At 32.8% G+C, this 13076-nt stretch carries 13 protein-coding genes and 1 tRNA gene; 4 read left to right on the forward strand and 10 right to left on the reverse strand.

Annotated elements, in window-relative coordinates; genetic code table 11:
• Positions 1-2: 2 nt before the first annotated feature.
• The 3 genes from LXD69_RS09540 to udk form a co-directional block, all read right to left on the reverse strand.
• The gene (locus LXD69_RS09540; protein WP_246914882.1) at positions 3-1370 is read right to left on the reverse strand and encodes a methylmalonyl-CoA mutase subunit beta; all 1368 of its coding nucleotides are present in this window, start codon (positions 1368-1370) and stop codon (positions 3-5) included.
• Between the two features lie 107 nt (positions 1371-1477).
• Entirely contained in the window at positions 1478-1828 is a 351-nt protein-coding gene (locus tag LXD69_RS09545; RefSeq protein WP_246914885.1) for an FtsB family cell division protein, read from the reverse strand.
• 2 nt (positions 1829-1830) lie between these two features.
• On the reverse strand, positions 1831-2439 hold the full coding sequence (gene udk / locus LXD69_RS09550; protein WP_246914888.1) for a uridine kinase: 609 nt from the start codon (positions 2437-2439) through the stop codon (positions 1831-1833).
• A 129-nt stretch (positions 2440-2568) separates the two neighbouring features.
• Here udk and LXD69_RS09555 point away from each other — a divergent pair.
• Positions 2569-2643 (forward strand) — tRNA-Pro (locus LXD69_RS09555).
• A gap of 321 nt (positions 2644-2964) precedes the next feature.
• Here the strand turns inward: LXD69_RS09555 and LXD69_RS09560 are convergent.
• Both LXD69_RS09560 and LXD69_RS09565 read right to left on the reverse strand, forming a co-directional pair.
• Complete coding sequence (locus LXD69_RS09560; protein WP_246914891.1) at positions 2965-3669, reverse strand: LytR/AlgR family response regulator transcription factor; 705 nt, start codon at positions 3667-3669, stop codon at positions 2965-2967.
• Positions 3666-4460 carry a sensor histidine kinase gene (locus tag LXD69_RS09565; RefSeq protein WP_246914894.1) on the reverse strand — a complete coding sequence of 265 codons (795 nt, stop codon included), beginning with the start codon at positions 4458-4460 and terminating at the stop codon, positions 3666-3668. Before LXD69_RS09565 ends, LXD69_RS09560 begins: the two co-directional genes overlap by 4 nt.
• A gap of 201 nt (positions 4461-4661) precedes the next feature.
• Between LXD69_RS09565 and LXD69_RS09570 the strand changes: the two genes are divergently transcribed.
• From LXD69_RS09570 to LXD69_RS09580, 3 genes are read left to right on the forward strand one after another with little or no spacing between them, the layout of a single operon-like run.
• A complete protein-coding gene (locus tag LXD69_RS09570) occupies positions 4662-5534 on the forward strand; it encodes an ABC transporter ATP-binding protein (RefSeq protein WP_246914897.1) in 873 nt (290 codons plus the stop codon).
• Between the two features lie 10 nt (positions 5535-5544).
• Positions 5545-8820, forward strand: coding sequence for an ABC transporter permease/M1 family aminopeptidase (locus tag LXD69_RS09575; RefSeq protein ID WP_246914900.1), 3276 nt, complete (start codon positions 5545-5547; stop codon positions 8818-8820).
• A gap of 54 nt (positions 8821-8874) precedes the next feature.
• On the forward strand, positions 8875-9249 hold the full coding sequence (locus LXD69_RS09580; protein WP_317236287.1) for a cupin domain-containing protein: 375 nt from the start codon (positions 8875-8877) through the stop codon (positions 9247-9249).
• 537 nt (positions 9250-9786) lie between these two features.
• Here the strand turns inward: LXD69_RS09580 and LXD69_RS09585 are convergent.
• From LXD69_RS09585 to LXD69_RS09605, 5 genes are all read right to left on the reverse strand, one after another.
• Positions 9787-10146 (reverse strand): nuclear transport factor 2 family protein, encoded by a 360-nt coding sequence (locus LXD69_RS09585; protein ID WP_045967798.1) that lies wholly within the window; start codon positions 10144-10146, stop codon positions 9787-9789.
• 117 nt (positions 10147-10263) lie between these two features.
• Entirely contained in the window at positions 10264-10602 is a 339-nt protein-coding gene (locus LXD69_RS09590) for a VOC family protein (protein ID WP_246914903.1), read from the reverse strand.
• A 221-nt stretch (positions 10603-10823) separates the two neighbouring features.
• A complete protein-coding gene (locus LXD69_RS09595) occupies positions 10824-11660 on the reverse strand; it encodes a sigma-70 family RNA polymerase sigma factor (protein ID WP_246914906.1) in 837 nt (278 codons plus the stop codon).
• 403 nt (positions 11661-12063) lie between these two features.
• The gene (locus LXD69_RS09600) at positions 12064-12282 is read right to left on the reverse strand and encodes a hypothetical protein (RefSeq protein WP_045967802.1); all 219 of its coding nucleotides are present in this window, start codon (positions 12280-12282) and stop codon (positions 12064-12066) included.
• Positions 12283-12297: 15 nt separating this feature from the next.
• The gene (locus LXD69_RS09605; protein ID WP_200894130.1) at positions 12298-12795 is read right to left on the reverse strand and encodes a DinB family protein; all 498 of its coding nucleotides are present in this window, start codon (positions 12793-12795) and stop codon (positions 12298-12300) included.
• Positions 12796-13076: the final 281 nt, after the last annotated feature.

Genomic DNA, 13076 nt, shown 5'->3' on the forward strand with positions numbered 1-13076 from the left:
GCTTATTCTTCTTGTGCTAATCGTTCTTGTTCTAATTTTTCAGCCAAACGTTTTTCAATTACAGGGGTAATTAGTGTTTTGCGTGAATTTGTTTTTACAAAAGGGAATAATTCTAATTCGTTTTTCATTCTATCATTTTTATTAGGATATTTATTAGTTCCTAATAAAATTTCTTTTCCAGAATCAAAAAGTTCTTGTTCTTTTTCAGCACTTTCTTTTATTTTACGTTGTATGGTGCCTTCTATTAATTGGGTTATAAAACCTCCATTTGCTTCAATATCTTTAAATAAATTCAATGCTTTCTCGGCTAGTTGATCCGTTAGTGTTTCGATATAGTAAGCTCCATCAGCGGGATTATTTACTTTGTCGAAATAGCTTTCTTTTTTTAAGATTAATAATTGATTTCTAGAAATTCTGTCTCCAAACTCATTGTCTTTATGATACAATGCATCATATGGTAAATTCGCAATTGCATTGGCTCCACCTAAAATAGCACTCATACATTCTGTTGTGGTACGAAGCATGTTTACATTGTAGTCGTATAGTGTTTTATTTCGTTTTGTAGGTGTAGCAATAATATGACAATCAAATTCATGATTGTATTCTTTTGCTAATGTATTAAAAAGAATGCGTAAGGCTCTTAGTTTTGCTATTTCAAAGAAATAATTTGTTCCTACAGCTACTTCAATTGTAATGGGTTGATTGTTGATAGATGGAATTCTGTTGAAATATTCATTTAGATGCGCTAGAGTATAAGCTAATTGTTGAATGATATTAGCTCCTGCATTTTGATAAATATTGGTTTTTATGTTTATAACAGGAAAGTGCGATTCGCTAGTAATGGTATTTATTTTTTGAAAATCTTTTTCAATATTTTCATGCCAGTTTCCTTCTTTTACTAATTGTCCAATAGGGTCTATTTGAATAATAAAATTTCCTTTTTTTGAAGTAGCAAAATCATTTAGTTTTTTTAGGAAAGGAATGGATAAAAATTTTAAATTGAAATGATAAATAGTACTTTCTAAAGGAAGACTTTCTAATAATGCTTCAATAGCAATATTTTCATTTTCTATTGTAAATCGGATGCTTTCGGCTCCTCTATTTAAACTTTCTTTTGTTTTTTCTTTTGCTTTTTCTACATCATTTACAAAGATATTTTGTAAGATTTTAAAGGTTGATACGTTTGTTCTTACAGAAGTATTTTTTTTAAACTCATCTTTGTGATAGAATGGTTTTACTTTTATTCCTTCAAGACTTTCCCATATTAAAGTGTCGTTATAATCAGCTCCTTTAAGTTCTACTTGTATTTTTTGTTTCCATTCTTTTGATGAAACAGTGGTGAATTCTTGAAATAATTTTTTATTTGCCATTACCTAAATTGTATTTAATGGTTTGAAAAAGTTTTGATAGTTTGATTTAGCTAGCTATCATGATAATGTGAATAGCAAGAAAATGGTTTGAAAAAGGGATGGAAGTTTTATTGCTGATTGTTTTTTGAATCAACTTCTTCTTTTTCTTTTTCGAATTCAATAATATATATATCCTCGTTTTCTTTTTTCATGTAATATTTTTCTCGAGCATATTTTTCAATTTGATCACTATTTTTTAACTTTTTTATTCTTGTGCTGTCTTCTTTTATTTCTGTTTTATAGTATTCTATATTGTCTTCTAGTTCTTCCATTTGTTTGTTTAGTACTCGATGCTCTAGATAAGAGTAATTGTCTAGAAATAACATCCATACTATGAAGAATATGAGTACTAATACATATTTGTTTCCTAATAATTTTAGGAATTTGAAACGAGATAATATAGTTGTTATTTTATTCAATTTTAGTGTATGCGTTGTTTTATTACAGCTCTTACTACATCGATTGCTACTGTGTTGTATCGATCATTTGGAATGATAATATCTGCGTATGTTTTTGTAGGCTCAATGAACTGTTGGTGCATTGGCTTTAGTGTGTTTTGATATCGGTGTAATACTTCTTCCATATCTCGTCCTCTTTCAGCAATGTCTCGTTTTAACCTTCTGATTAATCTTTCGTCAGAATCGGCATGAACAAATACTTTTATGTCAAACATATCACGTAGTTCAGGGTTTGTAAGAATTAGAATTCCTTCTACAATCATAACTTTTCGTGGATGTGTAATGATTGTATCATCTGTTCTATCGTGTGTTACAAAAGAATAAACAGGTTGTTCTATTGTTTTTCCTGCTTTTAAATCTTTTAAATGTGAAACTAGTAAATCAAAATCAATTGCTCTTGGATGATCAAAATTTATTTTAGTACGTTCTTCATAGTTAAGATGATGTGTTTCTTTGTAATATGAATCTTGTGATATTATCCCAACTTCTGTAGCTGGTAGTTCATTCATTATTTGGTGAACTACAGTTGTTTTTCCACTACCTGTTCCACCAGCAATTCCAATAACTAGCATTTTGATTAATTTTTATATGGCAAATTTAAGTATTTGATTTTAATTTTAGGGTTTTAATTTTAATGCTAAAAATATTTATTATTTTATTTGTAAGTAATAATAATAGTCTTATATTTGCAACCGCATTCACGGGGTGTAGCGTAGCCCGGTTATCGCGCCTGCTTTGGGAGCAGGAGGTCGCAGGTTCGAATCCTGCCACCCCGACAAATTGTGATGTCAATTTATAAAAAAACCTGTTAATCATATGATTAACAGGTTTTTTGTTTTAATCTTCATTTAAGGATAACAAGTTATTTTGGATTTGTAACAAAAAGAGGGTGATTTTTTAAGTTCTATATTGCTCTTTGGATGAAATTCTAAATATCATTTCTTAAATTTTTATGATGCTATATTTCTATATATTCAAGAACTACCAATTTAGCTTTTTCATGATTCTAATATTTTTTTTTAGTTAAACAGTCTTAAAATTTATGTCTGAGTAAATGTAGTAACTCCACTAAATGACTATTCAGAATCTTAGTACTTCTATTTTAGAATCCTATCCAACTGAACCTTGAATAATTTTCCAATAGGCACTGTATAATTATCGAGAAATATCTGATTTCCTTCAATACGTTTGATATGCTTCTGTGCTACCATAAAAGACCGATGTACTTGAATAAAACTGTCAATGGGCATAAGTTCCATCATTGACGATAATTTTCCACGTGTGGTGATAATTTCTTCTTTTAGGACAATTTTAATATAGTTGCCCGAAGACTCTACAAACAAAATATCATTAAGTACAATTTGTGTGTATTTATTATCTGAACGAAGAAAAAAACTTTCCTGTTTTTTGTCGGCAACCACATTTTGCAAGTTAGATATAATTTTAGGAGTATCTGTACGTACCTTGTTAACCGCTTTCAAAAAACGTTCGAATGAAAAGGGCTTAAGCAAGTAATCAATAATGTTTAATTCATAACCTTCTAAGGCATGCTCTTTATAGGCGGTGGTAACAATTACCTTTGGTGAATGAGACAAGGTTTTTAGAAATTCAAATCCTTGTAATTTAGGCATATTCAGATCCAGAAAAATCAAATCTACTTCGTTATTATTGAGGTATTCAATGGCTTCAATGGCATCGTAGCAGTCCTGCATCAATTGCATATTGGGCAACAACGAGCAATATTTCTTGATGATGTCGTGTGCCACCGACTCGTCATCAACTATGATATATTTAATACTCATAAGGTAAGTCTTAATCGAATTTTATAAATAGCTTCATGATTGGTAGATATTTCCAATTTATGTTTGTTCAAATAAACCAATTCCAGTCTTTTTTTTAGGTTATTCAGGCCAATACCTTCAATCGCACCTTGCTCCTCGGCATCAAAATTATTTTCAATTTCAAAATCAACATATTGCAAAGTAGCCTTTAAGCGAATGTAAACAAATGCATCTTTTCTCAGTTTTTCTACTCCATGTTTAAAAGCATTTTCAACCATAATAATAAATAGTAATGGCATGATTTTAACGCTCCGATCTTCAGCCTTTACATCAAAGCGAATAGTAATCTCCTTGTGGTATCGCATTTTATGCAAATCCATGTAGTTTTCAAGATACGTGATTTCATCCGCTAAGGTAACCCAATCATTTTGTCCTTCATAAATACTGTACCTCATCATGTCAGATAATTTGAGAATTAACTGCTGTGCTTTAGCGGTATCTTTTTCTACCAGTCCATACAAATTATTCAAGGTGTTGAAAAAAAAGTGTGGATTAACCTGACTTTTTAAGTGCATTAATTCAGCTTGTGTTTTATCTTTTTTTAGTCGGAGTATCAATTTAATCTGAATAATTAACCAGCGTATCATCCAGGCTATCATCGAAGTGAAAAATAGCAGAATGAAAATGTGATAATCTTCTTCTTTTCCGAAAAAATCATTAAAAATCACAATTAACATGGTGGTCACAATGAAAAAGTAAGGTACCAGCTTTTGAAGGCGTTGCTTATTAAAAGTTTTTTGTAGGGTAGTCATACTGCAAAATTACATAAAAATTCAAGTCGACCGATGAGTTGTTACGGATGTGCCTGTAGGTGTGATGAACGTACTGTTTATAGATGTCAAATAGTTTCATATCACAATCCCAGTAATATGTACCTACTTTCCATACATCTGTCCCATTCCTTTTTATATTCATTCTATTCATCTTAATATTGGATCAAAATTAAATTAATCATGGACAATTTGATCATATCTGACCTTTCTAAAACATACAGTAACGGAGTTAAGGCACTTCAAAACATATCATTACAAATACCCGTAGGCATGTTTGGCTTACTTGGGCCAAATGGTGCAGGTAAATCAACACTCATGCGTACTATAGCAACCTTGCAGGAGGCTGACAGTGGAAGCATTAAATTAGGAAGCCTCAATATTTTAGAACGCCCGAATGAACTAAGAAAAGTGTTGGGTTATCTACCACAGCAATTTGGTGTATATCCAGCACTGTCTGCTGAGATGCTATTGAACCATTTGGCGGTGTTGAAAGGGATTATGAATCGAAAAGAGCGTAAAGAAATTGTGCATGCTCTTCTTTATAAAGTAAATCTATATGAGGTTCGAAGCCAAAAACTGGGTGAGTTCTCCGGAGGAATGAAACAGCGCTTTGGCATTGCTCAGTCATTGCTAAACAACCCAAAGTTACTTATTGTGGATGAACCAACAGCAGGATTAGATCCTTTGGAACGCAACCGATTTTATAATCTTTTAAGTGAGGTGGGCGAGTATACCATCGTAATTCTCTCAACGCATATAGTAGATGATGTGAAAGAGTTATGTCCCAGAATGGCCATCATCAACAAAGGCAAAGTGCTTATTCAGGGCAATCCCGTAGAAATTATGGAAAATCTGCAAGGGCGGTTATATGAGAAAATCATACACAAAAATGAATTGGAACAATACAAAAATGAATATCAGGTTATCAGTAATCGCCTGTATTTAGGAAACCAGATTGTTCATGTGGTGAGTGACACGCACCCGGGGTCAACGTTCAAATCCATTAACGCCAATCTTGAAGATGTTTATATGTCTCAAATTCTTAATTCTTAATTTTATCCACATGTTATACGAATTTTTCATATTCGAAATTAAATACCGATTGAAGCGACCTGAAACGTATTTTTTCTTTCTTCTTCTGTTCCTGTTCTCAGCAGTGGGCGTTGAATTTGTCTTTCAGGGAATAGATTTAGGATTAGTGAAGAAGAATTCTCCACTTGTGATTGCTAAAGCCATGGGAGCCATTACGGGATTGTCGATGATTATTGCATCGATGATTATGGGTGTTCCTGTACTGCGTGACTTTCAGTACGACATTACTTCACTTATTTATGTCAACCCTATCTCCAAGAAGAATTACTTATTAGGCCGTTTTTTGGGATCCTTTGCTGTGTTACTTTTTATTTTCAGTGGTGTGCTCTGGGGAATGACAATTGGAGAATTTTTGCCATGGAATGATCCAAGCGAATTTTTACCCTTTCAATTTATTAATTATTTGCAGCCCTTTCTTTGGGTGGTGTTACCCACCTTGTTTTTTGGTGCTTCTGTATTTTTTGCGACTGGTGCACTCAGCAAAAATCTGATGGTTGTGTACACTCAAGGTGTAGTCATTTTTGTTTTGTTCATGATTACTAAAGGCATTACAAATGAAACCTTTCAAGCATTATTGGATCCCTTTTCACTTACCACATTAACTAAAGCAAGTAAGGAGTGGACGGTAATGGACAGGAACTATTTGCTGATTCCCGTGTCTGGTATTATGCTGCTTAACAAACTCTTTTGGCTAGGTTTGGGCATTTTGGCACTGACGATTGGCTACATCAAGTTTAAGTTGATGGTCATAAACAAAAAAGCTTTCAATAAAAAACATAAACAAAAAGTAAAAACCTTACCATTTACTTTCACCAAGACATTACCCTCGGTTACACCTGTCTTTGATATTAAGGCGCAATTCGCACAGCTATTGCTCAATGCCTGGTTTCATAGCGTGTCTATTTTCAGGCTCATTTCCTTTTGGACGATTATTCTGTGCTGCTTTATTGTTATCCTTGTCAATTCGGTGAGCTTAGGTACCTCTTATGGAGTAGATAGTTATCCAACCACGTATTTCATTATCGAAGAATTGCGAGATATGTCTATTTACTTCTTCATTATCATTTTAGTCTTTTATTCCGGTGAGATTATGTGGAAGGAAAGGGATGTTAAGCTAGACCTTATTCATGATGCCTCACCATTTAGTAGTTTTATTAATTTGAGCAGCAGGTTTCTGGGATTACTTTTCATCTATGCCATTGTCATGCTTTCACTCATTACTGCTGGCATTCTTTTCCAAACACTAAACGGCTACTATCGCTACGAATTGGATGTCTACTTCTTCGGATTTTTTTTAGAGCTATTCCCATTCCTGGCCTTGTACACATTTGCATCCATATTCTTTCAAGTACTTACTGGCAACAAGTTTATGGGAATGCTCGCCACCATCGCCTTCGCTATAATAAACGTAGCCATTGGCGTATTTGGTTTGGAACATGCGCTACTTAACTTTGGTGGACAGGCACTGGCCACATACTCGGATATGAATGGTTATGGACACTTCTTGACTGCCTATCTCTGGGTAAAAAGCTATTGGGTTTTGTTTGGCATTCTGCTTTTGATCCTCGCAAGTATCTTGATGGCAAAGAGCAACGAAACGGGGTTAGGAAAACGATGGACGAATGGATTAAAACAAATGGGAAAATCGTTGAGGGTTTTCAGTTTAGTTTGCCTGACGCTTTTCATCAGTATTGGAAGTTATATTTTTTACAATACCAATGTGTTAAATGAATTCTGGACCAAAAGTGAGCAAGATGATTTTAGAGCTGGTTACGAAAAAAACCTGAAGCAGTTTGAATATATTCCGCAACCTAAAATTATAGATGTTAATTTGAAAATCAACTTGTTTCCATCACAAAGATCCTACGAAATAACAGGTTACTATGTTGTTACCAATACATCGCAAATGCCCATTTGTGAAATTCATGTACAAAAACTACTAGAATCAAATGTGAAATTAACGGATGTAACCTTTGATCGTGCTTCAAAAATAAACAAAATGTATAAAAAATATCAGTATACCATTTATAAATTGAGTCAATCGTTAGCTCCGGGTGATACAATGAAAATGAACTTCAAACAAACCTTAAAGCCGATGGGTTTTGAAACTGATAATTCAAATACAGATGTGGTATATAATGGGACTTTCTTTGATAACGCTGTTTTACCAAGCTTTGGTTATCAGAAAAAATATGAACTGCAGGACGAGGACGACCGAAAAGATTTTGAGCTGGCTCCACGATTGCAAAAAGCCAAGCGGGATGATGTCAAAGAATTGGTAAATGCACGTGGTGGAAGTGATTCGGATGGAATCACATTAGATATAGTAATCAGTACAGAAGCACCACAAACAGCACTCACTTCTGGCGATTTAATTAAAACATGGAACATAGAGAGTCGAAATTATTTTCATTATAAAACCAATCAACGAATCATCCACTTTTATCCCATTGTATCAGGCCAGTATGAGGTAATGAGGGAAACCTATATCCCATCAGGCAATACTTCAAAGGAACTTGTTGATTTAGAGATTTATCATCAGAGAGGACATGAATACAACCTCGAACGTATGATGGAATCTATGAAAATGTCATTAGACTATTACAGCACCAATTTCAGTCCGTACCAATACAAACAACTTCGTATTGTAGAGTTTCCAAGGTATCGAACATTTGCGCAATCTCTACCAGGCATCATTCCTTTTTCAGAAGCGATTGGTTTTGTTATGGACATTGATGATAAAAAAGATGTAGATATGGCATTTTATATTACTGCTCATGAAGTGGCTCACCAATGGTGGGGCTTGCAACTGGAAGCTGCAAACGTACAGGGACAAAACATGATTTTGGAAACACTGTCGCAGTATGCTGCCATAATGGTACTTAAAGAAAAATACTCAGATGAAAAAGTGCAGCAATTTTTAAAGCTCCAATTGGATGAATACACAGAAGCTAATTTAAAATCTAGCAAGAAGGAACTGCCACTGGCGTTGGTTGAAAATGAAGAACATATCTACTACAACAAAGGAGCACTCTCTATGTATGAATTGCAGAAACAAATTGGCAAAGAAAATATAAACAAGGCGTTAAGGCATTTTCTCAATGATTGGCATTCTTTCAATAATTCCCAAAAACCAAATCGCTATGCAACTACCGTGGACTTAATTAAGTATTTTCGTGAAGTAGCTCCGGATTCGAAACAACATGTTATAACAGATTTATTTGAACAGGTCAATAGTATTAAGTAAAACCCTATTGATCATTATAGAGCGACATCAAAAAACATTTAAAATCAAAGAAATATGCAAGAGATCAATTCTATCAACATTTTGGAAAAATTTTCATTGTTTGAAAAGTTATGGACACCACATATAATTGGTGAACTCAACGGACAATATGTTAAGCTCTGTAAACTTAAGAATGACTTTGTCTGGCACAGCCATCAGGATGAGGATGAAATGTTTGTGGTAGTTAGTGGCACATTAATGATGGACTTTAAAGATGGAAAAACAATATCAACTAGACCTGGAGAAATATTGATAATACCAAAAGGAGAAGAACACAGGCCTTGGACAAAAGGAGAAGAAGTTATGGTAATGCTTATCGAGCCCAAAACCACACAGCATACAGGAGAAATAAAGGTTCCTCAAACTGTTGAAAAATTGGAATGGATATAAAGGAAGAAATAAAAGTAATAGCCAATGGAGTTACTGTCGGTAACAATATATACGATTAAAAAGTTTTCAAAAGATTTATGGGTTAGATATGGTTTAACTCTCATCAATAATTTTAACAATCTTATTTTTTCTGCACCAAAAGCATCCCAATTAGCCCCTAATCCAAAACTATAGTTTTTATAACTAAACCCTTTACTGGAGTGTAGTGAACTCCACCAAAAACACTCATTCCTTTAAGAAAGTCATATTTCAGATTTATTTGATTCATTGCATCTTGAGACAACTTTTTGTTCCAACTAGAAGAAATATTGGTCACGCTAAAAAACTTAATTTAGGAATATCACTTAATGCTTTATTAATAATCATTTGTGAAGCATAACCGTCGTTGCCTACCAGCACTTCTATAATTACAGGAAGGTTTTCTGGAAGTTTTTTAACAGATGTTTGTGCACATAAAAGATCTGAGATGAAAGCAAGGATTATAATGAAAAAACAATTTTATGATTTGTTTTTTCATTATAATCTATTATTTTGGGCTTAATCAGTTACAACGATTTTTGGAATGTTGCTGATAACTTGCCATTGACCATTTTCAAACACACAAACTATGGTTGAATTGAATTTTAATTGGTCGCTTTCCAGCACTGTCTTTGCAAAGGCGATATTTTCTATTTGATGAATATCTTCGTACTTGATTGTTCGAGGATGACCACCGAATTTTTTAGTTCTAACCAAATCAATGTATTGTTCTTTTGAAAAAACAAAAATTCCTGTTTGCTCAAAATGTCCATCTTGAATGTTTTGGTAATTTGGATGCAATATTTGGTCTAGAAGTGTTACATCGTTGTTGTCGCCGCCTCTTACAAAAGTTTCGATAGCGTTTTTAATTTGTTCCATGAGTTACTTATTTAAAATTATTGTATTTCTTTATTAATCTTCGGGCATAAGTTTAGTATTGTAGACAATTTCCCAAAGATGTCCGTCAATATCTTGGAAATAACCTGCGTAACCACCTCAAAAAGTATTTGAAGCAGGTTTAATGATTTTTGCTCCTGCCTTTTCAGCAAGTTCCATTATCGTATCCACTTCATCTTTACTCACTACGTTATGTCCTAAGGTAAATTCCAAAGCAGAAGGATTTTGTTGAGGAATACCTGTGTCGTTTTCCATGCTTTTTCTTGACCAAAGTGCTAATTTTAAACCACTATGCATGTCAAAAAATGCGACAGCTCCATTTTCAAATTCTGTTCCTATAATCCCTTTTGTTGTTAATCCAAGTCTGTCGCGATAAAATTCAACTGACTTTTCTAAATCTGAAACTCCTGATGTTAATACTGATATTCTTGGTTTCATATTATATGTTTTGTTATAAGACAAAATCATGGACTGAAACGTGACAGTATAGTAAGATATATTTCTTTTTCGATGGTTTGTTCTATACTTTAATTAGGAAGAAATCAGGCATGTTTCAAATGGCTTTCTCAAAAAAAAAAGAATTGGCATATTAGTAGTAATCGCATTTGGTAAACCTAAGAGAGTAGTAGTAAATTATTTTTTGCATTCAGGAGAAAAAATCAATTTGGCAGTAATTTATCAGGATCAACGACCGAAAAAATGTTGATTATTTTTCCGTCTTTATTTAACTCAAAGACCTGACAATTCATTAATAGTGTATCATCATAGAATAAAAGTGCTGGTTGATGATTAATTTTATCAATCTCTATTCTAAAATCTTTTTGGTAGTGTTCAAAAACATACGTTATTAGCTTTATAGTATCGTTTATACCCGAGGTCAGTTGAGCAACTACATTCACTTTGGTTCCACCATCTGCCAAAACCTTCACTTCTTCCGAAAGCATTTGCTCCAAGGTTATGACATCTCTGTTTCGTATCGCTTCTATATATTTTCCTAAGTATATTCTATCTCTTGAAGTGGTTGTTACAACATTGGGCTTATTTTGTTTTAATTTTTTTTTAGCTCTGGATAGCAGTTTTCTTGAGTTTTCTACGGATACGGACAAGATGTTTGCAATTTCTTCGTGGTCGTAATCAAATGCTTCCTTTAGTAAAAAAACAGCTCTTTCCTTGGTGTTTAATACTTCGAGCAAAACAAGCATTGAATAGTTGAGAATTTCCTCAATTTCAATTTTGCTTTCTCCTTGATTGGTTATAATGGGTTCGGGAAGTGAGATTCGTTGATTTCTTTCTCTGTCGTTTTTCTTTTTCAGGTTTATAGCCTGATTAATAACCGATTTAATCAAATAGGCATTATGATTTGAAATTGAACTTGTTTCCTTTTCGTTGAATTTTATCAAAACATCCTGAATTACATCTTGGCTATCTGCGATATTCCCCAAGATGTTATACGCATAAGGAAACAATTTTTTAGTAAGTGTTTCTATATCATCCATTATTTCATTTTATCATTAGACAATTTTGCAATAGGAAATGTGACATAGTTTTCTTTCTATTATTTTTTGGTTAACTATCTTCTTTTTGCTTGTCGTTTATTTAGGCTTTAAATGATATTTTTTGAAGTTTAAGGTAATTAGGCATCAGGTGAATGACTCACTTTTTGCAAAATAGATATTGTTATTATTATTTAAATTGTGCAAATCAAAATCACTACTTGAGCTATACTTCCAATAGGTGTTTCAGGGGTCAATATTTCGTTTGTTTCAGCTATACATATAGACATTGTAGCAATCATTACAATCTAAAGCGATTATTAATTAAGGCTAATAATAACAATTAATACTGAATCAAAACAGACAACAATAGGTTTATTATTAATCACTTTTTTCAAGATTAAATTTAATACAATTCTTCACAATAAAAACCTTGGTTGTTTAATATTTTGCATATTGAGTCTGCTTTTAGTTCTTGGGTTTCAACTCGGAGGATGTTGTCACAATCCTCCAAATCAAAATTCCAATATTCATTTTTAGTAATTAGATTATTTAAAAATGGTTTTACTGTTTTAATATGACTTTTTTTAGAAATAGAAGTTTTAAATACTAAAACTGTTTTCATGATGTTTATAATTTGTTAGCGTTCGTAAAATGCAGGTGGTTCAATGCCTAATGAGCGTAAATAGACATAACCTTGTCCTCTGTGGTGTATTTCATTGTCTATAAAATAGAATATTGAAGAATATACAGTTCCTTCATATTGTCCAAATATTTTTATATTTTGTTGAAACTGTTCTGGTTTAATTTGAGCCCAATATGTGTCAATTTCTTTTGTTGCTTCATCCCATAATTCAAGTATTTTAGCTTTTTTGTTGCCATGTTCAAAATGTTCATTAAGAGGAGCTGATTTTCCTGTAGCGATTTCTTTGATACCTGGTCCGGCAATACCTAGAAGTTCCATAATCATTTCAGAGAATGGTCTCATTCCACCTATAGTGTGTTTAAAAAAAGCTTCTTCAGGAAAAGCTTCAATAGTTCTTCTCGTTAAGCCTCTGTGTCCTTGCCAGTGATTAATTAAATCTGTTGGCGTAATTACTTCATGTGATTTCATGCTTTTGTTTAATGTAGTGTCCATAATTTTTTGATTTTTAATTCTAATACAAAATTAGGATGGGTAAGTGACAGCCCTTTGTCAACAGTGAAAAATATTTTATTTTTTATTTGTAATTCTTTGTAAATCATTGTTTTATGTTTAAAAAAAATAGAAGTGTATATTAGAAAGGATTTTATTGTTGACATAGGGTTGTCATATTCAATGCTTTACTTTGTTCTATATTTATTTCATCACTAATATTGGATATTATGAATAAATTGAAGTCAAAATTTGATTTATACTTTTATTTTAAATCCTATCTT

Origin of the sequence: Flavobacterium sediminilitoris, from assembly GCF_023008245.1 — a bacterium.
Classification (GTDB): Bacteria; Bacteroidota; Bacteroidia; order Flavobacteriales; family Flavobacteriaceae; genus Flavobacterium; species Flavobacterium sediminilitoris.

Excerpts from the sequence above, each read along its gene's own strand:
- LXD69_RS09540 (WP_246914882.1), bottom strand. The coding sequence starts at position 1,370 with ATGGCAAATAAAAAATTATTTCAAGAATTCACCACTGTTTCATCAAAA.
- udk (WP_246914888.1), bottom strand. The coding sequence starts at position 2,439 with ATGCTAGTTATTGGAATTGCTGGTGGAACAGGTAGTGGAAAAACAACT.
- LXD69_RS09560 (WP_246914891.1), bottom strand. The coding sequence starts at position 3,669 with ATGAGTATTAAATATATCATAGTTGATGACGAGTCGGTGGCACACGAC.
- LXD69_RS09565 (WP_246914894.1), bottom strand. The coding sequence starts at position 4,460 with ATGACTACCCTACAAAAAACTTTTAATAAGCAACGCCTTCAAAAGCTG.
- LXD69_RS09570 (WP_246914897.1), top strand. The coding sequence starts at position 4,662 with ATGGACAATTTGATCATATCTGACCTTTCTAAAACATACAGTAACGGA.
- LXD69_RS09575 (WP_246914900.1), top strand. The coding sequence starts at position 5,545 with ATGTTATACGAATTTTTCATATTCGAAATTAAATACCGATTGAAGCGA.
- LXD69_RS09580 (WP_317236287.1), top strand. The coding sequence starts at position 8,875 with ATGCAAGAGATCAATTCTATCAACATTTTGGAAAAATTTTCATTGTTT.
- LXD69_RS09585 (WP_045967798.1), bottom strand. The coding sequence starts at position 10,146 with ATGGAACAAATTAAAAACGCTATCGAAACTTTTGTAAGAGGCGGCGAC.
- LXD69_RS09590 (WP_246914903.1), bottom strand. The coding sequence starts at position 10,602 with ATGAAACCAAGAATATCAGTATTAACATCAGGAGTTTCAGATTTAGAA.
- LXD69_RS09595 (WP_246914906.1), bottom strand. The coding sequence starts at position 11,660 with ATGGATGATATAGAAACACTTACTAAAAAATTGTTTCCTTATGCGTAT.
- LXD69_RS09600 (WP_045967802.1), bottom strand. The coding sequence starts at position 12,282 with ATGAAAACAGTTTTAGTATTTAAAACTTCTATTTCTAAAAAAAGTCAT.
- LXD69_RS09605 (WP_200894130.1), bottom strand. The coding sequence starts at position 12,795 with ATGGACACTACATTAAACAAAAGCATGAAATCACATGAAGTAATTACG.